Source organism: Mycobacterium sp. E3198 (assembly GCF_001667015.1).
Taxonomy (GTDB): domain Bacteria; phylum Actinomycetota; class Actinomycetes; order Mycobacteriales; family Mycobacteriaceae; genus Mycobacterium.
The window spans coordinates 1-26813 of the sequence record NZ_LZIS01000219.1; the positions used below are offsets into that span (position 1 = coordinate 1).

Consider the following 26813-nt stretch of genomic DNA (forward strand, 5'->3'; position numbering starts at 1 on the left):
CCGGCTGCGCGCCGTCGCACGCCAGCTCGAGGAGACCGGCGTGCTGGAACCGGCTTTGGGTCGCACCGCCAACGAGCACGCCGAGGCGCGGATCATCGACGAGTACCTGCCCACCCCCCTCACCGAGGCCGAGCTGGCCGACGTCGCCGACACCGCGATCGCGCAGGTCGCCGAGGAGATCGGCGAGCGGCCGGGCATGAAGCAGATGGGGCTGGTGATGAAGGCGGCCACCGCCATCGCGGCCGGCAAGGCCGATGGCGCGCGGCTGTCGGCCGCCGTGAAAGAGCGCCTGTAGGTCCGGCGTTCGGCGGGCTCCGACTACGCCCGGCCGAGCACCCGTGCCGCGAGCGCGCGGGCGCCCCGCGTCGCCCCGACCACCCGCGGAAACTGCGGCCGGCCACGGTCGTCGCCGCGGGCGGGCCGACCGGCGTCGAGCCGCTCGCGTTGGGGAACCACAACGTATTTCGGGTCACGGGTGGACTCCACCCCGGCCTCGAACACGCCGAACCGCTGGAAAGCGCTGCCGACCAGCAGCGCCAGCCCGCTCAGGGCCGCCAAAGGACGGCTCCGGCCGGCCGCCAGGGTCCCCAGCGTCCCGCCGACCGTCAGGTACTCCGCCCATTTGCGTTGCCGGTGGGCCTTCCCGGTGGTGTAGGCCTCGGCGACCAGGCCGAGCCTTCGCTCGAGCAGCCGTGACGCCGTGACCTCGAGCCCGGCGCCCAGCACCGCCATCCGCCGCGCCGGACCTGCCTCGTCGACCGGCGCGAACACCATGCCCAGCCCGCCGGCGCTGGCCGCGGCGGACCCGGTGAACACGAACGGCAGATACGGGTGCGCCTCCCGCCAGGCCGGCACCGCGGTCTGGGACAGCAGCACAGCCGTATAGGAGGCGACACCGGGCGCGAATGCCGCGGCCGACAACCCGGCCGGCCGCGCCAGCCAGGCCGCCAGCTTGCCGGCCCACGAGCGCCGCAGCCGGGCGGGCAGCAGTTCCGCCAGCGCGGCCAGCCCGGCGCCCGGTCCGTACGCCGAAAGGATCCAGGTCCCGACGCTCATCGGCGAACTCGGCTTCGCCACCCGCAGCATGTGGTGGAACCGCGCGGGCCGGCCCAGGTCGGTGACCAGGAAGTACATGCTCGCCAAGAGGCTCACCAGCGCGCCGACCCGACCCGCCCGCCGGAGGGCCGGGCGGCCGGTGAGGTCGGCGCCGGCGGCCAGCAGCGCCGAACCGCCCGAGAGCCCGCCGGCGAACAGATAGGCCGCGATCTTCCACTCCCACACCGGGGTCTTGAGCACCGCACGCCCGTAGTAGGACCGGAAGTCGGCCCGCGGAACCGCAAGCTGCTCGCGGCTGCCCCCACCGCGCCCGAACATCTGCGCGTGGATGTCGCGGGCCTGCGCGTCGCTGCGCTGCTCCCGCAGCAGCGGGTCCTTGTCGCCTGCGCTCATCGCCGGCCCCGGCCCACGAAGGCCGATACCGCGGCGGCGACGAGCGCCGACGCCGCCAGCCCGGCGTATCTCCACATGGCGGACGCGTCGCGCGTCGGGACAACGGGATCCGGGGGCAGGCCGTAGACCTCGGGCTCGTCGAGGAGCAGGAAAAAGGCCCCGTCGCCGCCCACGCCGTCGTTCGGATCGTGTCCGTACAGCCGCGCCTCGGGCACGCCGCGCTCGTGCAACTCCTCGACGCGGCGGGCGGCGCGCTCGCGCAGCTCGTCCAGGACGCCGAATTGGATGGAGTCGGTGGGGCAGGCCTTGGCGCATGCCGGTTCCAGCCCGTCGCGCAGCCGGTCGTAGCACAGCGTGCATTTCCACGCCCGGCCGTCGCCCTCCCTCCGGTCGATCACGCCGTACGGGCAGCCGGACACGCAATAGCCGCAGCCGTTGCAAATGTCTTGTTGCACAACGACGGTGCCGAACTCGGTGCGGAACAACGCACCCGTGGGACAGACGTCCAGGCAGCCGGCATGCGTGCAGTGCTTGCACACGTCCGAGGCCATCAGCCACCGGAAGTCGGTGCGGGCCTCCGCGCCGGTGCCATCGCCCGGTCGCTCGAATTTGGGGAACTCGAGGTCGACGGGCGCGTTGCCCAGTTCGCAGCCACCTCGCGGCGTGGACTCGATCGCCGACGCCGCCACATCCGCCGACTGCTGGCTGCCCGACGGCCCGGTCGGCCGCCCGGCCAGTCCGGGATCCTGCTCACCCAGCGGGAGCGCCTGCTCGATGAAGGCGACGTGCCGCCAGGTGCTGGCGCCCAGCATGCCGGTGTTGTCGAAAGACATGCCCAGCAGGTTGAATCCGTCGTCGGGCACCATGTTCCATTCCTTGCACGCCACCTCGCACGCCTTACAGCCGATGCAAATCGAGGTGTCGGTGAAGAAACCCACCCGCGGCGGATGGTCGTCGGGGTGGCCGGCGTTGCCGGCGGGATCGTGCAGCGGGCCGTAGAAGCTGTTGTCGCTCATGGGTTCTCCTCCGGCTCGGCGTGGGTGATCCCGTCGGGCCGGGTCGTGTCGACGCGCGTGCCGGTATCCGGCGTGACGCCGGCGCGGCTGCGGTAACCGGCCACGTACTCGAGCAGCGCCGGTCCGCGCGGCCGGCGGCCCGGCCGGACGTCACAGGTCGCGACCTTGCTCTCCTGGATGAATACGTTGGGGTCCAGCACCACCCCGAGCAGGTCGTTGACCACGTCGCCGTCCACCAGCCCGGCGCCGCCGAAGTGGTATGGCATCCAAACCTGTTGCACCACATGGTCTTCGATGCGGAGCGGCTTCATTCGATCCGTGACGAAGACCCGCGCGTCCACGGCGGTCCGGCTGGTGATCACGTGCGCCCAGTCCATGTGCGACAGCCCGCGCAGGCGCGCCAATTCCGGTGACACCTCGACGAACAACGCGGGCTGCAGCTCGGCGAGGTAGGGCAGCTGCCTGCTCATGCCGCCGGCGGTGTGATGCTCGGTCAGCCGGGCCGCGGTGAACACGAACGGGAACACCTCGGCGTGCGCCTCGGGGGGTGCCGGGTTCGACGGATTATCCTTGCGGCCGTACACGATTCGCGACGGGTTGCCTTGTTGCCGGTAGAGCGCGTTGCGCACCGGCGACTCGTGCGGCTCGTAGTGGGTCGGGAGCGGGCCGTCCGCGAGGCCGTTGGGCGCGAACAGCCAGCCCTTGCCGTCGGCCTGCATGATGAACGGGTCGTCGCCGTGCAGCGCCTCGACGCCCACCGCGCCCTCGGGCGGGCGGTAGTCCGGCGGCTTGGTCTTCTCGAAGTCGGGGATGTCGTGGCCGGTCCACTCGCCCTTGTCCGGGTCCCACCAGATCAGCTTCTTGCGCTCGCTCCACGGCCGGCCCTGCGGGTCCGCCGACGCGCGGTTGTAGAGCACCCGTCGGTTCATCGGCCAGGTCCAGCCCCACTCGGATTCGTAGGGCCCCTGCTCCTCTTTGGGTTTGCGGCGCGCCGCCTGGTTCACCTCGTCGGCGTACACCCCGCTGTAGATCCAGCAGCCGCAGGCGGTGCTGCCGTCGGCCTTCAGGTCGGTGTAGCCACCGACGGCCCGCCCGGTGGTCAGGTCGATGCCGTTCATGCGGCGCAGCACGTCTTCGCCCGACGGCTCGTCGCCCTCCGGGTCCTCGGTGGCGTAGTCCCACGCGAGGTCGAGCAGCGGCCGGTCCCGCTCGTCGGTCGAGCCCGCCAGCTTCTCGCGCAGCTTCCGCCCCAGGTGGTAGAAGAACCACAACTCCGAGCGGGCGTCGCCGGGCGGATCGACCGCCTTCTCCCGCCACTGCAACATCCGCTGCGTCTGCGTGAAGGTGCCCGCCTTTTCGACGTGCGCAGCGGCGGGAAAGAAGAAGACCTCCGTCCGGCAGGTCTCCGGTGCGATCTCGCCGGTCTCGATCTCCGGGGCGTCCTTCCAGAACGTGGCGCTCTCGATCATCACGAGGTCGCGCACCACCAGCCAGTCCAGGTTGGCCATGCCGAGGCGCTGCAACCGCCCGTGCGCGGACCCGACGGCCGGGTTCTGGCCGAGCAGGAAGTAGCCGAACACCTTGCCGTCGATCATGTCCATGACCGTGCGGTAGGTGCCGTGGTCCCCGCTGATCCGCGGCAGGTAGTCGAAGCAGTAGTCGTTGTCGGCGGTCGCGTTGTCTCCCCAGTACTCCTTCAGCAGCGACACCATGTACGCATCGGCGTTGTGCCAGAAGCCTTTCTGGGTTTGGCTCCGGACGCGGTCGAGGTACTCCGACAAGCTCGCCTGGCCGGCGTGCGGCATCGCGAGGTAGCCGGGCAGCAGGTTGAACAGCGTCGGCACGTCCGTGGAGCCTTGGATGCTGGCGTGCCCCCGCAGGGCGAACACGCCGCCGCCCGGCCGGCCGATGTTGCCCAGCAGCAGCTGAATGATCGACCCGGCGCGGATGAACTGCGCGCCCACCGAGTGCTGGGTCCAGCCCACGCTGTAGATCAGCGCGGCCGTGCGCTCGCGGCCGGAGTTCTCGGCCCAGGCGCGCGCCACTTGGCGGAAGGTATCGGCCGGCACGCCACACACCCGCTCCACCATCTCCGGGGTGTAGCGGGCGTAGTGCCGCTTGAGGATCTGGTACACGCAGCGCGGGTGCTGCAGCGTGGGGTCGGAGGGGATGTCGAGGGCCGCGCCTTCCACGGCCACCCCACCCGAGCCGAGTTGGTCCGGGGCGGCGCTGACCTTCGCGCCCGCCCCGCCGCGGCCGCCGTGTTCCGTCTTCTCGTAGTGCCAGGACGCCGGGTCGTACGACGCGCTCTCGTGGTCGTACCCGCTGAACAGCCCGTCGAGATCCTCGGCGTCCCGGTAGTCCTCGTTGACGAGGAATGACGCATTGGTATAGGCGGTGACGTACTCCCGAAAGTCCAGCTCGTTGGACAGGATGTAGTTGATCACCCCGCCGAGGAACGCGATGTCACTGCCGGCGCGCAGCGGCACGTGCCGGTCCGCGACCGCGCTGGTGCGGGTGAACCGCGGGTCGATGTGGATGACCTCGGCGCCGTTCGCCTTGGCCTCCATGACCCACTGGAACCCGACCGGATGGGCCTCGGCCATGTTCGAACCCATGATGACGATGAAGTCCGAGTTGGCGAGGTCTTGCTGATAGTCCGTCGCTCCGCCGCGACCGAAGGAGGCTCCCAGACCGGGAACCGTGGCGCTGTGTCAAATGCGCGCTTGGTTCTCGATCTGCAGGGCGCCAAGGGCGGTGAAGAGTTTTTTGATCAGATAGTTCTCTTCGTTGTCCAGCGTCGCCCCGCCCAGGCTGGCGATGCCCAGGGTGCGGCGCAAGGTGTTGCGGTCGGAGTCGAAGTCTTGCCAGCCTTTGCGGCGCGCGTCGATCACCCGGTCGGCGACCATGTCCATCGCCGTGTCGAGGTCGAGGTCCTGCCACTCCGTGGCGTAGGGGGCCCGGTAGCGCACCGTGGTCTCCCGCTGCGGGCCCGTCACCAGCTGCTTGCTTGCGGATCCCTTGGGGCACAACCGCCCTCGTGAGATCGGGCTGTCCGGGTTGCCCTCGATCTGGACGACTTTGCCGTCCGTCACGTACACCTTCTGCGCGCAGCCGACGGCGCAGAAGGGGCAGACCGAATGGGCGACGCTGTCCGCGGAGGCGGTGCGGGGTTCCAGTCCGGCCGAGCGCTTGGACTCGGCGGCCTTGCCGCGGCCCAGCGCGTCGGCCCCGGTCAGCTGCCGGTAGACCGGCCACGACTGAATCAGCTTGCCCACCCGGTTGTGCAGCTCCATGCTTCCGATCAAACCACTATCCGGGTGCCGTCGCCGCTCCGCCGGGTGCGGCGCCGACCGTCGAGCTGCTCCAGCAACGGCACGGCCACCCGCCGGGTGGTGCCCAGCGCCCGTCGGGCCTCGCTCACGGTGAACGGCTGCGGCAGCGCCGCAAGGATTTCCGCCGCCCGGTCCAGGGCGTCGGGACCCAGCACGACACCGTCCGCGATCCGCGTGAGCCGGCCGGCGCGCACCGCGGCGGCGAGTTCGCGAGTGCCCAGCTTGAGCCCGGCAAGCTCGTCGGCCTCCGGCGCCCGAAACGGTTCGGCGGCCAGCCACTCCTCGACGGTGCGCACCGCCTTGTCGACGCGGGCCGGCAGGCCCGCGCCGGGCGGCCGCACGAGCCCGTCCACCACTTCGAGGCCGGTGCCGGCGAGCAACTCCGGCAAAAGTTCCGCGGCGGGCAGCCCGACCCGCTGCCGCAGCGTCTCCAGTGGCATCCCCGCCGCGACGTCGTGCTCGGCGGCCCAGCGCCGCACCGCCGCGTCCGCGCAGTCGCGCCGGGCGTCCCACCATCGCGCGTCGACCACCCACTCACCGACCCGTCGCCCGGTTGGCGGCAGGCCCATCGCGCGCAGTTCGTCGGCGCGCGCGCAGTCGGGCGGGCGGGCGCGGCCGGTCGCCAGCTCGGCGGCGCGAGCGCTCGCCGCGCCGCGGCGGCGCAGTGGGGGCGGCCGCACGTCGAGCACCTCGATGCCGGCCGCGATCCGGTGTTCGCCGGGATCGCGCAGCAACCCGACGTCTCCGACGCGCAACGGCAACGGTCGCGCCAGGCGCAGCCGCGCCGCTCCGGCGCCCAGCCCGCGGACGTGCACCGGCACCGCCGCCGAGCCGATGTGCAGCACGAGCTGGCGGTGCAGCGTGCCCGCCGACCGCAGCGCGACGTCGAGCTCCGCGGTTTCCAGCCACGCAGCCGGGGTGCGCACGGTGTCCCCGCGGCCGATGCGCTGGCGGTCCACGCCCCGCAGGTTCAGCGCGACGCGGGCCACGGCGCCGACCGAATCCCGGTCGCGGCCCAGCGATTGCAGCCCTCGGACGGTGACGCGCCGCCCGGCGTGCTCGAGTTCGTCGCCGACCCGGATGGTGCCGGCGGCCAGCGTCCCGGTCACCACCGTGCCCGCCCCGCGGACGCTGAAGGACCGGTCGATCCACAGCCGCACGTCGCCGTCGCGGTCGGGCGCGGGGAGCCGGTCGGTCAGCGCCAGCAGTTCGGCGCGCACCCCGTCGGCGTCCGCGCCCAGCGCGACGGGGGCGGTGGCGAGCGAGGTGGTGGCGAATCTTTCCCGCGCCTGTTCGACGGCCGGGCCGGGATCGGCGAGGTCGGTCTTGGTGATCACCAGGAGCGCGTGGCGGACGCCGAGGGCGTCGAGGGCCGCGAGGTGTTCTTCCGACTGCGGCATCCAGCCCTCGGTGGCGGCCACGACGAACACAACCGCCGGCACCGCCCCCACCCCGGCGAGCATGTTGGCGACGAACCGCTCGTGGCCCGGCACGTCGACGAATGCGATTGTGCGGCCGCCGATCTCGGTCCAGGCGAAGCCGAGGTCGATGGTCAGGCCGCGCCGCCGCTCCTCCGCCAGCCGGTCCGGCCACATGCCGGTGAGCCGCCGCAGCAGTGTCGACTTACCGTGGTCGACATGCCCGGCGGTGGCTAGGACGAACACGCGAGCACCGCCGCCACCAGCAACTCGTCGTCGTCCGGGGCCACCGTGCGCAGGTCCAGCAGGCAGCGGCCGGCCTCGAGCCGCCCGACCACCGGCGGGTGCCCGGCGCGCAGCGCGGCGCCGTAGGACTCGGGCAGGCTCACCGCGGCGCTGGGCAGTCGCACACCGGGCGCCCCGCCACCGCCGACGGCCGCGACACAGTCCACCGCCGTCGCGTCGGGCAGCCGGGCGGCGATCCGCTCGGCGCGGGCGCGCAGTCCCGCCGCGTCGGCGGCCAGCGCCCGGGCGACCGGCGGCGGCGGCCCGGTCAGCGTCGCTTCCAGCGCCGCGAGGGTGAGCTTGTCCACCCGCAGGGCGCGGGCCGCCGGATGGCGGCGCAGCCGCTGGATGAGCCCGGCCTCGCCGAAGAGCAGGCCGGCCTGCGGGCCGCCGAGGAGTTTGTCGCCGCTCGCGGTGACCAGGTCGGCGCCGTCGGCCAGGGTCGTGCCGGCGTCGGGCTCGTCGGGCAGGACGGGGTGCGGGGCCAGCAGCCCGGAGCCGATGTCGACGACCAGCGGCGCGTTCAGCGTGGCCAGCTCGCGCACCGGGACGGCGGAGGTGAAGCCGGTGACGTGGAAGTTCGACGGGTGGACCTTGAGCACGAATCCGGTCTCCGGCCCGATCGCCTCGGTGTAGTCGCGCAGGCTGGTGCGGTTGGTGGTGCCGACCTCGCGCAGCCGCGAACCGCTGGACGCCAGCAACTCCGGGATGCGGAACCCGTCACCGATCTCGACCAGCTCACCGCGGCTGAGCACGATCTCCTTGCCGGGGGCGAGCGCCAGGGCGGTGAGCAGCAGCGCCGCCGCGTTGTTGTTGACCACGTGCACGCCCCCCGCGGTGGGGACGGCCCGCGCCAGCGCCGCCAGCGCGCCACGGCCGCGCCGGGCGCGGCGGCCGGTCGCCAGGTCGAACTCGACGTCGGTGGTGCCGGCGGCGGCGATCACCGCGTCCACCGCCGCCCGCGACAGCGGCGCCCGGCCGAGGTTGGTGTGCACCACCACGCCGGTCGCGTTGACGACGGGGCGCAGGCTGGCCGCGGTGGCCGGCAGCGCCGCGACGGCGTGCTCGGCCACCCGCTCCGGAGCGATCTCGCCGGCGCGCGCCCGCTCCTGAGCGTCGGCGATCACCGACTTCACCAGCGCGCGGCCCAGCACCCGTTCCGCTTCGGCGAGGCGGGGATCGGCGAGCAGCACGTCGGTGCGGGGCACCCGGCGCCGGGGATCGGTCACGTTCAGGTCCCGGAAGGATGGCGGAGGCGGACGGGAATCGAACCCGCCAGCGGCAGCGTCTGTCGCTCGACGGTTTTGAAGACCGCGCCGGTCACCAGACCGGACACGCCTCCCTGGACCATGGCGACAATTATGGACGTTGTGGACGACGGGGCGGTGCGCGCCACCGAGCGTGAAGCTGTTGCGAGAATGACGCACGAATCTCGCAGCAGCTTCACGTTCGACGCACTCGAGCAGCATTGGATGGCATGACCTACCGACTGACCCAGTACGCCCACGGCGGCGGCTGTGCGTGCAAAATTCCGCCGGGAGAGCTCGAGGACGTGGTCCGCGGGCTGGGGCGGGCCGCGCCGCGCGATCCGCTCGGCGAGCTGTTGGTGGGCCTCGACAGCGGCGACGACGCGGCCGCCGTGCTGATCGAGGGTGGTACGGCGCTGATCGCGACGACGGATTTCTTCACGCCGGTGGTCGACGACGCCTACGACTGGGGCCGCATCGCGGCCACCAACGCGCTGTCCGACGTGTACGCGATGGGCGGACGGCCGGTCGTCGCGCTCAATCTGCTCGGTTGGCCGCGAGACGTGCTGCCATTCGAGCTGGCGACCGAGACGCTGCGGGGCGGCCTCGAGGTATGCCGGGCGGCGGGCTGCCACCTCGCCGGTGGACACAGCATCGATGACCCCGAGCCCAAATACGGGCTGGCGGTCACCGGCACGGCCGACCCCAATCGATTGCTGCGCAACGACTCCGGAAAGCCGGGCACGCCCCTGTCGCTGACCAAGCCGCTGGGAGTCGGCGTGCTGAACAACAGGCACAAGGCCACCGGGGAGCGCTTCGAAGAGGCGGTCGCCGTGATGACCACCCTCAACGCGGAGGCGGCCGCGGCCGCGCTGGCGTCGGGCGTCGAATGTGCTACGGACGTAACGGGTTTCGGGCTGCTCGGGCATTTGTACAAGCTGGCGCGGGCAAGCGGCGTCACGGCGGTGCTCGACGCGGCGGCCGTGCCCTATCTGGCGGGCGCCCGGGAGGCGCTGGCGGCCGGCTACGTCAGCGGCGGCACGCGGCGAAACCTCGACTGGGTGGCCCCGCATGTCGACCTGTCGGCGATCGACGAGCCCGAGGCGCTCCTGCTGGCCGACGCGCAGACCTCGGGCGGGCTGCTGATCGCGGGCGAGATCCCCGGCGCGCCCGTCGTCGGGGAGTTGGTGCCCCGCGGGGAATTCACCATCGTCGTGCGCTAACCGGGGGCCGGTGCGCGGTTTGCGCCCCGCGGACCGGGGTACGTATAGCGCATGACGAATTTTGGCTACACTCTGATGACGGAGCAGAGTGGACCCAAAGACCTTGTGCGCAACGCTATCTCGGCCGAGGAGCGCGGCTTTGACTTCGAGGTCTGCAGCGACCACTTCTCGCCGTGGCTCACCTCCCAGGGGCACGCGCCCAACGCCTGGACGGTGCTGGGTGCGGTGGCGCACGCCACCGAGCGGGTCGACCTGTACACCTACGTGACCTGCCCGACGATGCGGTACCACCCCGCGATCGTCGCGCAGCAGGCCACCACCGTGCAGATCCTGTCCGACGGGCGGTTCACCCTCGGCTTGGGCAGCGGTGAGAACCTCAACGAACACGTGGTGGGCAGGGGCTGGCCGACCGTCGAGCGTCGACAGGACATGCTGCGTGAGGCCATCAAGATCATCCGCGAGCTGTTCGGCGGCCAGCTGGTGAACTGGCGCGGCGAGCACTTCCAGGTGGACTCGGCGCGGCTGTGGGACCTGCCCGACGTCCCGGTCGCCATCGGGGTGGCGATGTCCGGGGCGAAGGGTGTCGAGAAGTTCACCAAGCTGGCCGAACACCTGATCGCCGTGGAGCCCGACGCGGACCTCGTCCGCGAGTGGCACGCCGCGCGGCAGGCCGCCAACCTCGCCGGCGGCGGGCGGGTGGTCGGCCAGATCCCCGTGTCGTGGGATCCCGACCGCGATGCCGCCATCAAGCGCGCGCACGATCAGTTCCGCTGGTTCGGCGGCGGCTGGAAGGTCAACGCCGACCTGCCCACGCCGGCCGGTTTCGCGGGTGCCACCCAATTCGTGCGACCCGAGGATGTCGCCGAGTCCATCCCCTGCGGCCCCGACCTGGACGCGATCGTCGAGGCCGTCCGGCCCTACTGGGAAGCGGGATTCACCGACATCGCGCTCGTCCAGATCGGGGGCGAGACGCAGGACCGCTTCCTCTCCGAAGCCGCCCGGCCTTTGCTCGATGCGCTGCGCGACGCGTCCGCTCGATGACGAGTTTGGGTCGTTCCTGCCGGGGTATCCGACTGCCATCGTGGGCATCGGGCCACCACCGGCAGTTTGAAAGACCAACAAGGGCTTAGCGCCGCGCCAGCGGACCGCTTGCAAATGCGCTGTCCAGCAGCTGCTTTGCGCCTCCTCGTGTTCGGCATGGCAAGGGAGTCGACGATGAATGATCAATCCGGCAACACCACCGCGCCGTTGGTGCGGGCGCTCGCCGGTGCCAGCTTCGGGCTGGGTTTTGCCGAGCTGGTGGCACCGCGGAAGGTTGCTGCGGTTGCGGGCGTGGACGACACGCGCAAGTCCCGCCGGGTCATCCGCGCGCTGGGTGCGCGGGAGTGCGGCCACGGGGCGGCGCTGTTGGCCGGTTCCGACAAGCTGGTCTGGACGAGGGTTGCCGGCGACGTATTGGACGTGACGCTGCTGTTGGCCGGCGTGGCCGCGCGCGGCCGCGGTCGGCGGCGGCGGGGCGTCATCTCGGCCGCCGTCCTCGGCGGCATCGGCGCGGTCGACCTCTACGCGGCCTTGCGCGCCACCGGTGCCGGCGGCGCCCGGCACGCAAGCGGTGCGCGGCGGTGCACCCTGCGCGCCGCGGTCACCGTCGCGCGCCCGCCCGAGGACGTCTACCGATTCTGGCGCGACGTGGAGAACCTGCCGAGCTTTATGCACCACCTGCAGTCGGTCACCGCCGGCTCCGACGGTCGTTCCCACTGGGTCGCCAGCGCGCCCGTCGGCCAGCCGGTGCAGTGGGACGCGCAGATCACCGAGGACCAGCCCAACAAGCGGGTCGCCTGGCAGTCGCTGCCGGGCTCGGCGATCGAGAACGGAGGCAGTGTCGAATTCACCCCCGCGAGCAACGGCGCCGGGACCGAGGTCCGGGTCCGGATCGGCTACCAGATGCCGGGCGGCGTCGTCGGCAAGGCCGCCGCGACCCTGTTCGGCGAGTCGCCCGACCAACAGGTCAACGACGACCTCCGCCGGTTCAAGCAGATCCTCGAGACGGGCCAGGTGATGCGGTCGGACGGCTCCCCGGAGGGCACGGCCGCGGCCCGCCAATTGCATCAGCAGCCCGCCGCGCCCAACGGACACAACGGAACCAGCAAAGGAGCCGGCGCATGAGAGCCACCGTCTACGCGGGACGCAACAGCGTTGAGGTGCAATCGGTTCCGGACCCGAAGATCCTCAACGACCGAGACGCCATCGTCCGCGTCAGCTCGACGGCCATCTGCGGATCGGACCTGCACCTCTACGACGGCTACATCCCGACGGTCAAGCGCGGGGACGTGCTGGGTCACGAGTTCATGGGCGAAGTCGTCGAGGTCGGCAAGGCGGTGCACAACCTCGCCGTCGGCGACCGGGTGGTGGTGCCGTTCCCGATCGCGTGCGGGGCATGCTCGGCCTGCGAACGCGACCTGTACTCGCTGTGCGAGAACTCCAACCCGAACGCCGGCATCGCGGAGAAGTTCATGGGCCACTCCCCGGCCGGATTGTTCGGCTATTCGCACATGCTCGGCGGATTCGCCGGTGGCCAAGCCGAATACGCGCGGGTGCCGTTCGCCGACGTGGGGCCGCTCAAGGTCGACGACGACCTCACCGACGACCAGGTGTTGTTCCTGTCGGACATCTTGCCGACCGGCTACATGGGCGCGGAGATGTGCGGCATCCAACCGGGTCAGGTCGTCGCGGTCTGGGGTGCCGGACCCGTCGGCCTGTTCGCGATCATGAGCGCATATCTGCTCGGCGCGTCCAAAGTCATTGCCATCGACCGGGTGCCGTATCGCCTGGCGCAGGCCGAGAAGATCGGCGCCACGCCCGTCAACTTCGCCGAAACACCGGTGCTCGGGGAGCTTCAGGACATCACCGCCGGGCGGGGGCCGGACCACTGCATCGACGCGGCCGGCATGGAAGCCCGCAACGGGTTCACGCCGGTGGACGCCTACGATCGCGTCAAGCAGGCGATGCGCCTGGAAACCGAACGCCCGCATGCAATTCGGGAAGCGGCGATGAGCTGCCGCAACGGCGGCACCATCTCGATCGTCGGGGTCTACGGCGGGCTGATGGACAAGTTTCCCATCGGCGCGATCATGAATCGGTCGCTGACCATCAAGACCGGCCAGTGCCACGTGCAGCGCTACATGCGCCCGCTGCTGGAGCGGATCCGCCGCGGCGACATCGACCCGACCGCGATCATCACCCACCATTTGGGCCTCGACGAGGCGCCGCACGGCTACGAGATCTTCAAACACAAGCAGGACGGCTGTACGAAAGTCGTCCTCCGCCCGTGAAGGAGGTACCGCGATGTCAAATGAGTTGCAAGGAATCAAGATTGCCATCCTGGCGGCCGACGGTGTGGAGAAGGTGGAGCTCGAACAGCCGCGCGCGGCCGTCGAGGAGGCCGGCGCCCAGGTCGAAGTGTTGTCGCTGAAGCCAGGCGAAATCCAGGCGCGCAACCACGATCTCGAACCGGCCGGGACCTTCGCGGTCGACCGTGCGGTGTCGGATGTATCGGTGGGCGAGTTCGACGGCCTGGTGCTGCCGGGCGGCACGGTGAACCCGGACAAGCTGCGCCTCGACAAGGCCGCGGTCTCGTTCGTGCGCGACTTCGTCGTCTCCGGAAAGCCCGTCGCCGCGATCTGTCACGGGCCCTGGACGCTCGTGGAGGCGGGTGTGGCCGTCGGCCGGACGCTGACGTCGTACCCGAGCATCCGCACCGACCTGCGGAATGCGGGCGCGCATGTGGTGGACGAAGAGGTTGCCGTCGACGGCAATTTGATCACCAGTCGCTCACCGTCGGACCTGCCGGCGTTTTGCGAGACGATCGTCAAGCAGTTCGCCCGCGCCGCTGCGGGCTAACCGAAGCCAAATCATTTACGCCGTTTTAATCCCCGATTTTGGGGGCATTACACAGGCCGAGGCCGTGATCGCCACGGCGATCTTCGCAGGCTGACCGAAAGGCCCACATTGACAACCACCTATCCGGAACCCGCCATTTCGGTTACGCACAACGTGTATCAGCCGCAAGAAGATTCCCGGTTGCTGGTCGACGCGATGCACCATTGCGCGCTGATCCCGGGGCGACGGGTGCTCGATCTCTGCACCGGCAGCGGATTCGTCGCGATCGCCGCGGCCGAGATGGGCTGTGCCAACGTCACGGCGTTCGACATCTGCCCGCACGCGGTGCGTTGCTGCGCGGACAATGCCGCGCTTGCGGGCGTCGAGGTGGATGTCGATGAGGGATCCTGGCTGGACGCCGTCGACCGCGCACCGTTCGACGTGGTGCTGGCCAATCCGCCTTACGTCCCAACGCCTCCCGGCGACGACTCCGGATCGATCTGCCCCAGCGCCGGCCCGTCGTTGGCCTGGAACGCCGGCGCCGACGGGCGCCTGATCCTGGATCCGTTGTGTGAGGCGGCGCCAAAGTTGCTGTGCGACGGGGGATCGCTGCTGCTCGTGCACTCCGCGATCGCCGGCGTCCAACAAACGCTGGACCGCCTGAAGTGGGCCGGGATGGAGGGTGAAGTCATCGCCTCCAAGTGGATCCCGTTCGGCCCCGTCATGTCGGCGCGGGCGAGATGGCTGGAGGACACGGGCCGGATCCCACGCGGTCGCCGCGAGGAGGAGCTGATCGTGATCCGTGCGGACAAGCCATGACGACCACGCGGGTGCAGGTGGTCAAGGGAGGGCCTGTGTTGGTGTCCGGACCGGTGCGCATCGAGATGCCGGACGGCGACGTCGTCGAGTCCGACCGGTTCATGGTGGCGATTTGCACCTGTCGGCGCAGCGATGCATATCCGTTGTGCGACACCAGCCATCGGCGCTGTCGGAACGCTTTGGTCAATCCAGAGGCCGCCGCAACGACGTCTGACCCCGCTGCCACGAGTCCATAAGCTGGTCCGCCAAGCGGTTTTCGACCGCGGCGTGCGCCCGCATCCCGAATACGACGTCGGCGTCCAAGTGTGGCTCGCGGGCGACGAGATCGCCGACGACGTCGATGCGCACCACCTGTTCGTGCACCGCGTCGGCTTCGACGTGCTCGCTGTAGAACCCGATGCACGCCGACGGGGCCCCCATCCGCCGCAGGGCCTGCACCATCCGTCGGGATCCCGGCGGGGAGGTGATCTCCGTCGAGGCGAAGTGCCCGACCGCGGCGCCGCGCCGCGAGCGGTGCAGCCCGAACAGTGACATCAGGTTGACCACCGCCAACGACTCGGCGGGGACGGCGTCGAGGTAACCGAGATACGTCGAATCCAGGTCGGCGGCGACCAACAGATCGGCAAAGAGTTGCTGGTGCAGGCGCGGCCCCCGGCCGGCACCGTATTCGTCGAACTCGACGGCCACGAACGCCGCCTTGGCGGTCCCCAGCAGCCGCGGAATCGCGAAGGCGTGCGGATCGCCCTCTTTCAGGTGATACAGCGACCGGTGCGCGAAGTATTCGCGCATCTGCTCCCAGCTTCCCGTGTCGCGCAGGTAATACGACGGACCGGTGCCGTCGGCGGGCTCGATGGAGATCTCCGCCATCTCGGCCGCCGCCGTGCGCCCGGGCTCGATGGGGCCGACGTCGCGTCGTACGCCGGCCAGAAAGACGCGTTCCAGTTCGGCGCGCAAGTGCAGCAGCGCGGGATTCCACTCCCAGTCCGGGTCGACGCCCGCGAAACCCCGGTAGTGCAGCTCGTAGCACATGCACAGCGCCAGCTGGAGATCCAGGCCATAGGGATCGGAGTCCCGGACGGACGCACCGATGCGCGCGAGGTGATCGTGTGAGGGTGGCCCGACCAGCGCATGCCGGACGGCGGTCGACAGCGGTCCGTGCGCCGTCGGCAGGGCGGGTTCGACCGGGATCCATGTGAGGGTCACGCCGGTGACTACCCGGCAATGGGGCCGGGCAAACGGTGGGCCGTCACTGCCCCGCTTGGGGAACGCGGAAGGTGATGTCGACGGTCGTGCCCGTCGGCGTGTGCTGGAGTTCCATGGCGTCGCTGAGTGCCCGCATCAACACCAGCCCGCGCCCGCTGTTTGCCGGGTCGGCCGCCGGCGCCTTCCAGGAACCGGCGTCGGTGATCCGGGTTTTGACGCGGCCGGCGGCGACTTCGGCTTCGAGCAGCATCGTGCCGATGCGGTGCCCGCGATAGGCATGCTCGACGCAGTTGGTGCACGCCTCGTTGACGACCAGCACGATGTCGGCCGCCACCGCCTCCGGGACATTCGCGGTGCGCAGCCACGCGGCCAGCCGATGCCGGACGTTGACCAGTTGCCCGGCGAAGGCCTCGCTCTCGATGCGTAGCTGTGTCGGCAGGTGGCGGTAGGTCACCATCGCGACGTCGTCGTCATATCCGGACGCAGGGGCCAGCGCGCCGACCACCGCCTCCGGCACCTGGCCCAGCGGAAGCTTGGCCGTCTCAAGCAAAATGTCTGCGGCGCGGGCGATTCCGATGTCAATCGACTCGTGCTTGCGCTCGACCAGGCCGTCCGTGTACAGCATCAACGTCGAGCCCGGCGGTAGCACCCGGGACGCCTGGGGGCGCGGTTCGTCCCGGCGCACCGCGAGCGGCACGGACGCGGCATCGGTCAACACCGTGGTATTGGCGGGCGGCGGACCCGCGATCATGGCGGGCATGTGGCCGGCGTTGCTGTATTCCAGGACCCCGGTCTCGGTGTCCAGGATCGCCAGAAAGACTGTGGTGCAGTACGCATTCGGGATGAGCGACGCCGCCAAGTCGAGTTGCTCGAGCAGCAGCGCCGGCTGGGCCCCGTTGATCAACAGCGCCCGCGCCGAGCTGCGAAGCTGGCCCATGGTCGCCGCCGCCGGCAGGCCTCGGCCGACGCAGTCGCCGACGACGATGCCGATGCGGTTGTCGCCGATGGGCAGCACGTCATACCAGTCGCCCCCGATCTCCAACGGCGGCACCGCGGGTTCGTAGCACACGGCGAAGCCGGGAGGCGTCTGGACGGTGGGCAGCATCGCGCGCTGCAGGGTCAGCGACGTTTCGCGGGCACTCTCGAACTGACGCACGTGTTGCAGGGCCAGGCTGAGGTGGCCGATCAGCACCGTGACCAGGAGCCGATCCTCGGCGCTGACCCAGCGGGGGGAACGAAGTTCCAGCCACAGGGCGAGGTCGCCGGCGTTGGACAGCACGGCGACCAAACCCTGTGCCTTGCCGGGATTGTCGGGCCGGTCGACGGTCTTGGCGGTCAGCGGGAGCTGGTTTCGTGCGTCCTCGAAGGTGCTACGCAACCAGGGATCCATTCCGCGCCAAGATGTTTCGGGCGGATCGCCCGCCACCTGGACGTCCGGTTCACCGCCGCCACTGGGCCACGAGACGGCGATCACGCGTTGGACGTCGATCGCCGCCCGGCACTCGTCGAGGGTGATCGACAGCAGCTCGGCCACGCTCTTGGCCACCCCCACGGCCGTGGCCAGCCGCAGGACCGCGCTCTCCCGCGCCGCAAATGCCCGCTCCGCGGTGATGTCCCGGATCGTTCCCACGTAGACGTCGCGATCGTTGCCGGCCTCCTTGACCGCGTTGATGCTGACCATCACCCAGGCCAGGTGGCCGTCCCGATGGCGGATCGGCGTCTCGTATTCGGCGCTGCCGTTGCTGCGGACCAGGGCTTGTTGTTCCCGCGCGGTCTTCTTGTCGACCAGCCACGGGTGGGGCCAGCGGTAGGGCAGGCCCGCCACGGGATAGCCCAGGATATCGATCAAGGCGTTGTTCATCTCGATCACCGAGCCCTCGTGGTCGGCGACGAAAAAGCCCTCCTGCAGCGAATTCACCAGGGCGGTGCGGAATTTGTCGCGATCGGCCAGGCCTTCGGCCCGGGCCCGCTCGCGCGCGTAGAGCTTGGTGCCGTCGAGGAATCCCCGGGTCGCGACGTCGAGCGGCGCCAACGTCTGCAACAGGAATTCCAAAGCCACGGGCGCGGCTATTCGCGCGTCGTCAAAGAGATCGAAGACCAATTGGACGTGGTGCTCGATGATTTCGAGCATGCTGATCTGCTCTTGCAGCGCGCGGCGCCCGAGCTCGTGGCCGACGGTCAGGCTGTCCTCGTCGCGCGCATTGAGGTAGGCGCGCAAGGCGGCGGCGTACTCGGAAAGAAAGTCGTGGTTGGCGCTCATGCCGTGGCCCCCCGGTGGCGTGCGGTCAGCACCATGGCATCGTCGGTCTCCTTGGCGTGCTTGCCGAGGAGTCCTTCGGCGATGACGACGGCGTGCGCCGCAAAGTCGATGTGCTCCAAGTAATCTTCGGCGATGCCGTCGGTGCTGATCACCAGCAGGTCGCCGGGGCGGATCGAAACCGTCTGGGCGGGCCTGATTTCCGGGATGCGGTAGCCGACGATGCCCGCGGTGAGGCGCGCGGTGGACCGGAGCTGGATGCCGGTGGGGGCCTTGGCGACCAGATCGGCGGTCACGTTGCCGACGCCCGTCCACGTCAGCGTGTTCGTCGCAAACTCCACGCGCGCCAAGGTCATCGCGACGCCCCGGGTGCCGCCCAACACGCGATGGCAGAGCTGGACCAGGACCTCGAGCCGCTCGGAACTGGCGCGCTTGATGGTGTCGACGGCGCGCAGCGCGGCGGTCGCCGCCTCCGGGCCGTGACCGAGCCCGTCCACCACGCCGAACAACGCGGCCTCGCCGCCGAGGCCCACCGCGATGCCCTGGTCGCCGGACATGAACTCGCTGGGCATCGGGCGTCCCGCCCGTGCCCACTCGATCGGCCCGAAGCGCCCGTTCTCATGCACGCGCGGGAACCCACTTCCACATCTCGATGACCGTTCCGTGGCCCAGCGTCGAGTCGATGACCAGCCGGTCCATCAGCCGTCGCGCTCCGGGCAGGCCCATCCCCAGCCCGCGACCGGTCGAGTAGCCGTCCTCCAGCGCACGCTCGATGTCAGCGATGCCGGGCCCGTCGTCCTCGGCGCGCACCACCAGGGCCTTGCGGCCGTCCCGGTCGGCCACCCAGAGATGAACGGTGCCCCGGCCCGCGTAGCTGGTGATGTTGCGGGCGACCTCGGAGATCGCCGTGGCGACCATCGTGACGTCGGTCAGCGAGAATCCGAGATCGAGGGCGAGCTGATGTCCGGCTCTGCGGGCGGCGACGATGTCGTCGGAATTGTTGATGTCGACGACAATGTCAGCCGCCACCATCGCGCCCGATCGTCGATTTCCCCAGTCCCAGTTGCCGGTTCAGCAGGGCGAGGCCCTCTTCCAGATCCAGCGCCGTGTTCATGTCGTCGAACGCCAGCCCGAGTTGGACCATCGCGAAGGCGACCTCCGGCTGCAGGCCCACGATGACGGTGTCCGCGCCCCGCAGGCGGGTCATGTGCGCGATGGTCCGCAGCGATCGGGCGGCGAAGGAATCCATCACGTCGATGGCGGTGACGTCGACGATGATGCCCTGCGCGCGAAACCTGCTGACCCGCTCCATGAGGTCGAGCCGCAGGCGCTCGGTCTCGGAGTCGGTCAGGGCGGACTGCACCGTTGCGATCAGGATCGCGCCCTGTTTCAGGATGGGGACTGGCATGGGGTGCTCGCGCTAATGGTGTCTACCCGGTGGCCTCGCCGGTGCGGGTGACCTCGTAGCCCAGCAGACGTTCGGCTTCTTCGATACCACCCTGCAGGTCGCCGACGGCGTTCATCTTGGACAGGTCCAGCCCGATCGTCACCAGGGTCAGAGCGATCTCCGAGGACAGGCCGGTGATGATCACGCTTGCGCCCATCAGGCCCGACGCGTCGACGGTCTGCACCAGGTGGTTGGCCACCGTGGAGTCGATCGTGGGCACACCGGTGATGTCGATGACGACGACCTTCGCGCGGTTCGCGCGGATGGCTCTCAGCAACTGCTCGGTGACCTGGCGGGCGCGCTGGCTGTCCAGCACGCCGATGATCGGCAGAATCAGCAGCTGCTCGCGCACCTGCAGCACTGGCGTCGACAGCTCGCGGATCGCTTCCTGCTGCTGGCGGATGATGCGCTCGCGTTCCTGCACGAAGCTGACGCCCACGGTGTTGGCGATGCGGTTGGCCGCCGGCTCGTACGCGTCGAGCACGCGATTGAGCATCTCGAAGTCGGTCTGGTACTTCTCGAACAGCGAGCGCGCCAGTACGTCGCGCAGCAGCAGGACGATCCCCAGCACCTCGTCGGTCTCCACGCCGCGGGGGATGATGCGTTCCGACAGGTCGCGCGCGTAGGCCTGCAGGGCCTCGACGCTACCGGTTTCGAGCACCTCGACGTAGTTGTCGTAGACGGCAGTGGCCTCGGAGAACAGCTCCTCGGGGGTCATCGCGGTGAGCAACTGCGCCTCGGTGATTCTGCGGGCCCATTCCTCGCGCAAGACCGTGCGGTTCTGGCGCAGGTGCTGGACGAGCTGGGGCAGCAGGCCCTCACTGACCGTCTGCGCGGCGGTGGTGGTGCTTGCGAAATCCGACGACAGATCTGACATCTGGCCTCCCGTTGCCGCGCCGCGCTCCGCAGTGCCTATGGGGAGCCTAGTCTGGGCTATCGCGCCGCAGGTGTCGAGGGCATATTCTTCTCGCAGTTCGCACGGCAGGTTACGCTTGCACCACACTTACGGCCCGGGACAAAGGATCACCATTGTCAGCTCCTGATTCGATTACCACGCTGGTTACCGACCACGATGGTGTGTCAGTGGTCAGCGTCAGCGGCGAAATCGATCTGGTCACCGCGCCGGCGCTCGAACAAGCCATCGGCGCGGTGATCGCCGATGGCCCGACGGCACTGGTCATCGACCTTTCCGCGGTGGAGTTCCTCGGGTCGGTGGGCTTGAAGATCCTCGCGGCGACGTACGAAAAGCTCGGTAAATCCACCGAGTTCGGTGTGGTCGCCCGGGGGCCGGCGACCCGGAGACCGATCCACCTGACCGGTCTGGACAAAACCTTCCCGCTGTACCCGACGCTGGACGACGCGTTGACGGCCGTCCGGGACGGCAACCTCAACCGCTGACGACCGCGCCGCCGCGAGCCTTCGTGTGACTTCGCGGCCGCTGGTGCGAAGATCAGCACCATGGACGTCGATCACCCCGAGGACGACCAGCACTGGGACCGCGATCAGCGCGGCGAGACCGAAATCGAACGGCTGGACCGCAATTGGAACAGCCTGCTGCAGGAGCTGCGCGTGGTGCAGACCGGCGTGCAGCTGCTCACCGGTTTCCTGCTGACGCTGCCGTTCCAGCAGCGCTTCGACGTTCTCAACGCACAGATGCGGCTCGTGTACCTGGGGACGGTCGCGTGTTCGGTGGGCGCGACGGTGCTGCTCGTCACCCCGGTCGGCATTCACCGGCTGCTGTTCCGGCGGCACCGCCTCCGCGTTCTGGTGGCGGCCGCGCACCGGTGCGCCTACGCCGGGCTGGCGCTGCTCGGCACGGCATTGACGGGCGTGACCGTCATCGTTTTCGCGTCGGTGGCCGGAAACCGGACGGCGTTGATAGCGGGAGTCTTTGCGCTCGTGTTATTTACGTTCTTTTGGTGGGTATTGCCGCTATTGCTCCGCACCCGCGGTATGTAGCTGCGCGATGCGGGTGGACCCCAGATGATCGAGGAGGTCCTGCGGATCCGCGAAAATCGGTGACGCGCCGGCCGCCTCCAATTCGGCGCCCGAGATGCCTCCGCTCAACACCCCGATGCACGGCACTCCCGCGGCCGCCGCGGCGTGCGCGTCCCACACGGCGTCGCCGACGAACACCGCGTGATCGGCGTCCACGCCGGCGCGGTCCAACGCGACCTGCACGATGCCCGGTTCCGGTTTGGCCGTGTCGACATCTTTCGACGACGTCGTCTCGGCGATGACGTCGTCGCAGTCGAGCGCCTTGAGCAGCGCCTCGAGCTCGTCGGCGGGCGCCGAGCTGGCCAGCACCACTTGCAGCCCGAGGCCGGCGACGTGCCGCAGCAACTCGCGGGCGCCGGGCAGCGGCGCCAAGAGCGGTAGGACGTCGCGGTAATACCGGCTGTGGCCGTCGCTGAGCCGCTCCTGCACGTCGTCCGGCGCGTCGTCGGACAGGGTGCGGACCAACTTGGAGCCGTCCATGCCGATGCAACGGTGAATCTTCCAGGCGGCGACCGGCATTTTTTCGTCGTCGAAAGCGCGCTGCCAGGCATAGACGTGCAGATAGTTGGAATCGACCAGGGTTCCGTCGACGTCGAACAGGACGGCGGGGGTGCCCTGAAGGCGTCCCGCGGGCTTCGCGGCTGTCATGGTCGCGGCATACCCGCACCGGCGCGGTCCGACACCGGCCGTTTGGTCCTCCGATCGGCGGGTACGCCTGCAGGAGGCCTCCAGTGCCGCTCTTCGCCGTGCGAACGGCGTTGGCGGACAACATGTCTCACAAGGAGGGGTATTGAAGACCCGCAAGGTGGACCCGGTTGATCACTCACGTACGTTCCGTCAGCACGCCGGCGAGACCTTCACGTATGGTCCCCATGCCCCCGGTGTCGCGGGAGCGGCCGTTGCTGTGGTCGCTTTGGTAATCGGCTTGTGCGCGTTCGCGACCGGGCGCGCCGCCGGGGGAACGGCGGCCCTGATCGTGGCCGCCGTCCTGGGTGGCGTGGCAGCGGTTTGGCTGCTGCGCAGTCACCGTAAGGTCCGCGCCGCCGAGCTGCATTGGCACGCCGAGCATTCCGACGAGCCAGCGCCCCCGCCGGCCAGCTGACGGGCGAAGGTTTGATTTTCATCCTGACCGGGTAAAACGCTGTCATGCTCGACACGTCCGACAGGCTGCACGCCGGAATCGATTTCGGCGTCCCCGGCCGGGTGGCAGCGGCGCTCTGGGCGCTGGGCGTTCTGGCCGGCGTGCTCGCGCTGCTGACCGGGCATCCCGGGCTGGCCATCGCGGGGCTGGTATTGGCGGTCGCGGCGCCATGGTTCGGGCTGGCGTGGGTGTCGCACAGCCACCGTCGGACCGAGGGATCTGGCTGGGCCGCCGGTTCAGCGCCGCTCCTGGGCGGGCCGATCCGCCTGCGCGGCTGACCTGATCGAGCCGCCGAAGCGCGCCAATTGTCGGGTCCGCAATTTTTTTGAACCGGAAAGGTGTGGGGGACGTCTGATCGGGGTACCGACTCAGCCACGGGTGCAGTACAGGCAAGTGCGTCAACCCGTCACTCGGCAGGAAGGAACCCCCATGGCGACCGCAAGCGACTACGACGCACGCCGCGTATCCGACGTCGAAACCCAGGACCCCGCCGCCCTACGCGAGCTGGCGACGACTCTGCCCGTCGCGTCCACCGCCGTTGTCGACGAGGACCCCAACGACGTCCTCTTCTTCGAGCTGCCGGGCGCGGACCTGTCCAGCGAAGAGCTGTCGGTGACGGTGATCCCCCAGCGGGCCGACGAGTTCACGTGCTCGAGCTGCTTTTTAGTGCAACACCGCAGCCGGATGCGCAAGTCGGGTTCGGGACTCCCGGTCTGCGCCGACTGCGCCTGACACCCGCGCGGGGGCGCCGGGGCCGACCGCCGCACCTTGACCAACCCGGGGCACCATGTTTCTGTCGTCAACGTGGCAGCCTCCGCAACTCAGCCGGACGGTGAGCCGGACGCCTTGAGCCCGCCGCCGGGCCTGCCCGCTCCGCGCGCGCTTCGCTCGGCGTTCGCCGCCGCGTACGCGGTCGCCTACCTCGTCGGCGGCGAGCGCCGGATGCTGCGGCTCATCCGTCGATACGGGCCGATCATGACAATGCCCGTCCTCAGCCTGGGCAACGTCGCGATCGTGTCCGACCCGGAGTTGGTCAAGCAGGTGTTCACCGCGCCGGCCGACGTGCTGCTCGGCGGCGAGGGCGTGGGTCCCGCGGCGGCGATCTACGGGTCGGGATCGATGTTCGTGCAGGAGGAGCCGGAGCATCTGCGGCGGCGCAAACTGCTGACACCCCCGCTGCACGGCGCCGCGCTGAGCAGTTACGTGCCGATCATGGAGAACTGCGCCCGCGCCGCGATGCACAGCTGGCCCGTCGACCGCCCGTTCGAGATGCTGAAGGCGGCGCGGGCGTTGACCCTGGACGTGATCGTCAGGGTCATCTTCGGAGTCGACGATCCCGACGAGGTGCGGCGCCTGGGCCGGCCCTTCGAGGGCCTGCTGAACCTCGGTGTCTCAGAGCAATTGACGCTCCGCTATGCGCTGCGCCGTCTCGGTACGTTGCGGATATGGCCGCAGCGCGCTCGAGCCAACCGGGAAATCGACGACGTCGTCATGCCGCTCATAGCGCGGCGGCGCAACGACCCGCAGCTGGGCGGGCAGCTCGACATCCTCGCGTTGCTGATGTGCGCCCGCGGCGATGACGGAGAACGGCTGTCCGACAGCGAGATTCGCGACGATCTGATCACCCTGATGCTGGCGGGGCACGAAACCACCGCCACCACGCTGGCGTGGGTCTTCGACCTGCTGCTGCATCACCCCGAGGCGCTGCGGCGGGTGCAAGCCGAAGCGCTGAGCGGGGAGGAGGACTTCACCGCCGCGGTGATCCACGAGACGCTGCGAGTCCGCCCGCCGGCGCCGTTCACGGCTCGCGTTGCCGCGCAACCATTTCCGATCGGCGGCTACCGCGTCGACGCTGGCACGCGCATCGTCGTTCACATCATCGCGATCAACCGCAACCCGGCCACCTACGAGCACCCGAACGAGTTCCGGCCAGAGCGGTTCCTGGGCGGCCGGCCCGAAACCTACGCGTGGGTGCCGTTCGGGGGCGGCGTGAAACGCTGTCTGGGGGCGGCGTTCTCGATGCGCGAGCTCATCACCGTGCTGCACACGCTGCTGCGCGAGGGCGAGTTCAGCGCCGTCGACGACGAGCCCGAGAGGATCGTGCGGCGCTCCATCATGCTGGCGCCGCGCCACGGCACCCGGGTGCGGGTGCGCCCCATCCAGGCGGCGGCGCGATAGCCGGCTTGCCGCTGTGCGCTTGCGCCGGATTGTCACACCTGTCGGATAGGTTCATCGGCGAGTCCGCGTCGGCAGCGTGAGGGGTCATGGAGAAGATACTCGGGTCCTTCCTCCTGTTGGGGTTCGTTCTCCCTTGGTTTTTCACCCAATACGCGACCGGCAGCGTCGTCGCGGGATTCTCGGCGGGCCTGGGCGGCCTGGTCTGCACGGTGGCCGCCCTCCTGTGGCTCGGTGTGCAGCGCGACCGCTACCGGACCCGGCGGCAGCGACGGCGCGACCTCCGGTACGCGATGTCGGACCTGGCGGCCGTCGACGAGATGTCGGGGGTCGAGTTCGAGGACTTCGTCGCCGCGCAGCTTCGCGCCGCGGGGTGGGGCGTCACGCACACCGCCACCACGGGCGACTACGGCGTGGACCTGATCGCTGCGAGGGACGGCGCCCGCATGGCGGTCCAGTGCAAGCGGCAGGCAAAGGCGGTCGGTGTGGCCGCCGTGCAACAGGTCGTCGCCGGCGCCCGGTACCACGGGTGCAGCCGGCCGGTCGTGGTGACCAATCAGGCGTTCACCAAAGCCGCTCGCCAGTTGGCGGCCACCCACCGCTGCCGCCTCGTCGGGCGCGAGCAGCTGCACGTCTGGGCCCGCGCCGAGCGCCGGCGGGCGCAACCGGAGATGGAAGCTTAGCGCTGGGATCCGTCGCGTAGATCGGCTTGGCTGTCGACCGAAACGGGAGATGAACGGTTGGTTGAACTTTGGAACCGGCGATCAAGAACTCCCGATCGCGGGGAATACCGGATTACGGGTTCTCGAAGCGTCGCTTGGGGTGCCCACGTCGTTCGAGTGTCATGTGAGCCTTGAAAGTGGTGCAGATGATGATCAAGAAGATGTGTGGGTGCGTGCTCGGCGCCGCGATGGCCCTGCTGCTGGCGCCCGCGGCCGTCGCAGGCGCCGACAATAAGGACGCAGAATTCACCAATTACCTGGCGTCGAACGGCATCCACCTCGGTACCCCGTCCCAGACCGGAAATATGGGCCGCACGATGTGCCAAGACCTTGCTGCCGGCTACACCCAGAACGATGAGGTCGACCAACTGAAGCTACGGATGGACCAGGCTCAAGCCAGGCTGTTCGTGCTCGCCGCCACCGCGGAGTACTGCCCGGAAAAGCACAAGTCGAAATGATCGGCGTCAGCGCGACGGCCCGGCGCAATCGGGCACGGGGGGACCGAACCCGAGGCTCAACCCGCGCGTCGCGGAGGCGCTAGGTCGGACCCTTGAAGTACGAGTCGGGGTGGCGGGATTCGAACCCACGGCCTCTTCGTCCCGAACGAAGCGCGCTACCAAGCTGCGCCACACCCCGCTTGAAGCCACGACAGCGTATCGCACCGGCCCGCCGACTGACCAAACCGCTGGCTGCCGGGCTAGCTCCACGCGCAGGTGCGCTCGAATTCGGCCAGCGCCTCGGCCGGGCCGGTCGGGTCGAGCCCCTGCGCGGCCACCCACTCGTCGCTGAAATAGGTGTCGGCGTAGCGGTCGCCGCTGTCGGCGAGCAGGGTGACCACCGACCCGCTGCGGCCCTGGTCGACCATCTCGGCGATCAGCCCGAAGCAGCCCCACAGGTTGGTGCCCGTCGACGGCCCCACCCGGCGGCCCAGCACGGCGCTGACGTGGCGGGCGGCGGCGATCGACGCGGCGTCGGGGACCGCGACCATGCGGTCGACCACGTCGGCCAGAAACGACGGCTCGACCCGTGGCCGGCCGATGCCCTCGATCCGCGAGGACCCGGACATCACGACGTCGCAGCGGCCTTCGGCGAAGGCGGGAAAGAACGCGGAGTTCTCCGGGTCCACGACGCACAGCCGGGTTTCGTGCCGCCGGTAGCGGATGTAGCGGCCGATCGTCGCGCTGGTCCCGCCGGTGCCC

General features: G+C 69.9%; 29 protein-coding genes and 2 tRNA genes. 16 read left to right on the plus strand and 15 right to left on the minus strand.

Going from position 1 to position 26813, the window contains the following annotated elements; translation table 11 throughout:
- A partial coding sequence (locus A5673_RS23055) for a GatB/YqeY domain-containing protein (RefSeq protein WP_231971432.1) occupies window positions 1-295 on the plus strand: 295 nt, incomplete at its 5' end.
- 23 nt (window positions 296-318) lie between these two features.
- Here the strand turns inward: A5673_RS23055 and nrfD are convergent.
- The 6 genes from nrfD to A5673_RS23090 all read right to left on the minus strand — a co-directional run bounded on the left by nrfD (window position 319) and on the right by A5673_RS23090 (window position 8845).
- Window positions 319-1374, minus strand: coding sequence for an NrfD/PsrC family molybdoenzyme membrane anchor subunit (nrfD, locus tag A5673_RS23060; RefSeq protein ID WP_082958907.1), 1056 nt, complete (start codon window positions 1372-1374; stop codon window positions 319-321).
- Window positions 1375-1445: 71 nt separating this feature from the next.
- A complete protein-coding gene (locus A5673_RS23065) occupies window positions 1446-2465 on the minus strand; it encodes a 4Fe-4S dicluster domain-containing protein (RefSeq protein WP_068237995.1) in 1020 nt (339 codons plus the stop codon).
- Complete coding sequence (gene fdh, locus A5673_RS23070) at window positions 2462-5761, minus strand: formate dehydrogenase (protein ID WP_231971433.1); 3300 nt, start codon at window positions 5759-5761, stop codon at window positions 2462-2464. Before fdh ends, A5673_RS23065 begins: the two co-directional genes overlap by 4 nt.
- An 8-nt stretch (window positions 5762-5769) precedes the next feature.
- Window positions 5770-7464 carry a selenocysteine-specific translation elongation factor gene (locus A5673_RS23080; protein WP_068238001.1) on the minus strand — a complete coding sequence of 565 codons (1695 nt, stop codon included), beginning with the start codon at window positions 7462-7464 and terminating at the stop codon, window positions 5770-5772.
- Window positions 7452-8732, minus strand: coding sequence for an L-seryl-tRNA(Sec) selenium transferase (gene selA, locus A5673_RS23085; RefSeq protein ID WP_068238005.1), 1281 nt, complete (start codon window positions 8730-8732; stop codon window positions 7452-7454). The genes A5673_RS23080 and selA overlap by 13 nt, the downstream gene beginning before the upstream one ends.
- Window positions 8733-8750: 18 nt before the next feature.
- A tRNA-Sec gene (locus A5673_RS23090) sits at window positions 8751-8845 on the minus strand.
- Window positions 8846-8980: 135 nt separating this feature from the next.
- On the opposite strand from A5673_RS23090, the gene selD reads away from it, so the two are divergent.
- The 7 genes from selD (at window position 8981) to A5673_RS28670 (ending at window position 14907) form a co-directional block, all read left to right on the plus strand.
- Complete coding sequence (selD, locus tag A5673_RS23095; protein WP_068238007.1) at window positions 8981-9973, plus strand: selenide, water dikinase SelD; 993 nt, start codon at window positions 8981-8983, stop codon at window positions 9971-9973.
- A gap of 51 nt (window positions 9974-10024) precedes the next feature.
- On the plus strand, window positions 10025-11014 hold the full coding sequence (locus A5673_RS23100) for an LLM class F420-dependent oxidoreductase (RefSeq protein WP_068238015.1): 990 nt from the start codon (window positions 10025-10027) through the stop codon (window positions 11012-11014).
- A gap of 174 nt (window positions 11015-11188) precedes the next feature.
- The gene (locus A5673_RS23105; RefSeq protein ID WP_068238018.1) at window positions 11189-12139 is read left to right on the plus strand and encodes an SRPBCC family protein; all 951 of its coding nucleotides are present in this window, start codon (window positions 11189-11191) and stop codon (window positions 12137-12139) included.
- Window positions 12136-13305 (plus strand): zinc-dependent alcohol dehydrogenase, encoded by a 1170-nt coding sequence (locus tag A5673_RS23110; RefSeq protein WP_068238020.1) that lies wholly within the window; start codon window positions 12136-12138, stop codon window positions 13303-13305. Before A5673_RS23105 ends, A5673_RS23110 begins: the two co-directional genes overlap by 4 nt.
- Before the next feature lie 13 nt (window positions 13306-13318).
- Complete coding sequence (locus tag A5673_RS23115; protein WP_068238023.1) at window positions 13319-13873, plus strand: type 1 glutamine amidotransferase domain-containing protein; 555 nt, start codon at window positions 13319-13321, stop codon at window positions 13871-13873.
- Between the two features lie 108 nt (window positions 13874-13981).
- Window positions 13982-14671, plus strand: coding sequence for a HemK2/MTQ2 family protein methyltransferase (locus tag A5673_RS23120; protein ID WP_068238026.1), 690 nt, complete (start codon window positions 13982-13984; stop codon window positions 14669-14671).
- Window positions 14668-14907, plus strand: a complete 240-nt coding sequence (locus A5673_RS28670; RefSeq protein WP_082958906.1) for a CDGSH iron-sulfur domain-containing protein — start codon at window positions 14668-14670, stop codon at window positions 14905-14907. The genes A5673_RS23120 and A5673_RS28670 overlap by 4 nt, the downstream gene beginning before the upstream one ends.
- Here the strand turns inward: A5673_RS28670 and A5673_RS23125 are convergent.
- From A5673_RS23125 to A5673_RS23150, 6 genes are read right to left on the minus strand one after another with little or no spacing between them, the layout of a single operon-like run.
- The gene (locus A5673_RS23125) at window positions 14855-15874 is read right to left on the minus strand and encodes an iron-containing redox enzyme family protein (protein WP_068238029.1); all 1020 of its coding nucleotides are present in this window, start codon (window positions 15872-15874) and stop codon (window positions 14855-14857) included. The two genes, A5673_RS28670 and A5673_RS23125, sit on opposite strands and share 53 nt — an antisense overlap.
- A 43-nt stretch (window positions 15875-15917) precedes the next feature.
- Window positions 15918-18134 (minus strand): SpoIIE family protein phosphatase, encoded by a 2217-nt coding sequence (locus A5673_RS23130; RefSeq protein WP_068238032.1) that lies wholly within the window; start codon window positions 18132-18134, stop codon window positions 15918-15920.
- Window positions 18131-18703: a SpoIIE family protein phosphatase gene (locus A5673_RS23135; RefSeq protein ID WP_082958909.1), complete on the minus strand. Its 573-nt coding sequence runs from the start codon at window positions 18701-18703 to the stop codon at window positions 18131-18133. The genes A5673_RS23130 and A5673_RS23135 overlap by 4 nt, the downstream gene beginning before the upstream one ends.
- Before the next feature lie 46 nt (window positions 18704-18749).
- Window positions 18750-19160, minus strand: coding sequence for an anti-sigma regulatory factor (locus A5673_RS23140; protein ID WP_068238065.1), 411 nt, complete (start codon window positions 19158-19160; stop codon window positions 18750-18752).
- On the minus strand, window positions 19150-19539 hold the full coding sequence (locus A5673_RS23145; protein ID WP_066916656.1) for an STAS domain-containing protein: 390 nt from the start codon (window positions 19537-19539) through the stop codon (window positions 19150-19152). Before A5673_RS23145 ends, A5673_RS23140 begins: the two co-directional genes overlap by 11 nt.
- Before the next feature lie 22 nt (window positions 19540-19561).
- A complete protein-coding gene (locus A5673_RS23150; protein ID WP_068238038.1) occupies window positions 19562-20455 on the minus strand; it encodes an STAS domain-containing protein in 894 nt (297 codons plus the stop codon).
- Between the two features lie 152 nt (window positions 20456-20607).
- Between A5673_RS23150 and A5673_RS23155 the strand changes: the two genes are divergently transcribed.
- Window positions 20608-20976 (plus strand): STAS domain-containing protein, encoded by a 369-nt coding sequence (locus A5673_RS23155; protein WP_231971434.1) that lies wholly within the window; start codon window positions 20608-20610, stop codon window positions 20974-20976.
- A gap of 60 nt (window positions 20977-21036) precedes the next feature.
- Window positions 21037-21537, plus strand: coding sequence for a DUF6328 family protein (locus A5673_RS23160; RefSeq protein ID WP_068238041.1), 501 nt, complete (start codon window positions 21037-21039; stop codon window positions 21535-21537).
- Here A5673_RS23160 and A5673_RS23165 read toward each other — a convergent pair.
- Window positions 21511-22224, minus strand: coding sequence for an HAD family hydrolase (locus A5673_RS23165; protein ID WP_068238044.1), 714 nt, complete (start codon window positions 22222-22224; stop codon window positions 21511-21513). The genes A5673_RS23160 and A5673_RS23165 overlap by 27 nt on opposite strands.
- A 142-nt stretch (window positions 22225-22366) precedes the next feature.
- Here A5673_RS23165 and A5673_RS23170 point away from each other — a divergent pair, with 142 nt between their 5' ends.
- From A5673_RS23170 to A5673_RS23195, 6 genes are all read left to right on the plus strand, one after another.
- Window positions 22367-22678, plus strand: coding sequence for a hypothetical protein (locus A5673_RS23170; RefSeq protein WP_068238047.1), 312 nt, complete (start codon window positions 22367-22369; stop codon window positions 22676-22678).
- A 44-nt stretch (window positions 22679-22722) separates the two neighbouring features.
- Complete coding sequence (locus A5673_RS23175) at window positions 22723-22995, plus strand: hypothetical protein (protein ID WP_068238049.1); 273 nt, start codon at window positions 22723-22725, stop codon at window positions 22993-22995.
- Between the two features lie 151 nt (window positions 22996-23146).
- Window positions 23147-23449, plus strand: a complete 303-nt coding sequence (locus tag A5673_RS23180; RefSeq protein ID WP_068238052.1) for a DUF4193 domain-containing protein — start codon at window positions 23147-23149, stop codon at window positions 23447-23449.
- A 36-nt stretch (window positions 23450-23485) separates the two neighbouring features.
- A complete protein-coding gene (locus A5673_RS23185; RefSeq protein WP_156748528.1) occupies window positions 23486-24895 on the plus strand; it encodes a cytochrome P450 in 1410 nt (469 codons plus the stop codon).
- A gap of 86 nt (window positions 24896-24981) precedes the next feature.
- Window positions 24982-25575: a restriction endonuclease gene (locus A5673_RS23190; protein WP_068238056.1), complete on the plus strand. Its 594-nt coding sequence runs from the start codon at window positions 24982-24984 to the stop codon at window positions 25573-25575.
- A gap of 185 nt (window positions 25576-25760) precedes the next feature.
- Window positions 25761-26072, plus strand: a complete 312-nt coding sequence (locus A5673_RS23195) for a DUF732 domain-containing protein (RefSeq protein WP_156748529.1) — start codon at window positions 25761-25763, stop codon at window positions 26070-26072.
- Window positions 26073-26176: 104 nt separating this feature from the next.
- Here the strand turns inward: A5673_RS23195 and A5673_RS23200 are convergent.
- Together A5673_RS23200 and A5673_RS23205 are read right to left on the minus strand one after the other, a co-directional pair.
- Window positions 26177-26250, minus strand: a tRNA-Pro gene (locus tag A5673_RS23200).
- A 61-nt stretch (window positions 26251-26311) separates the two neighbouring features.
- Window positions 26312-26813, minus strand: a 502-nt coding sequence (locus A5673_RS23205; protein ID WP_156748531.1) for a pyridoxal-phosphate dependent enzyme, incomplete at its 5' end; no start/stop codon positions are given.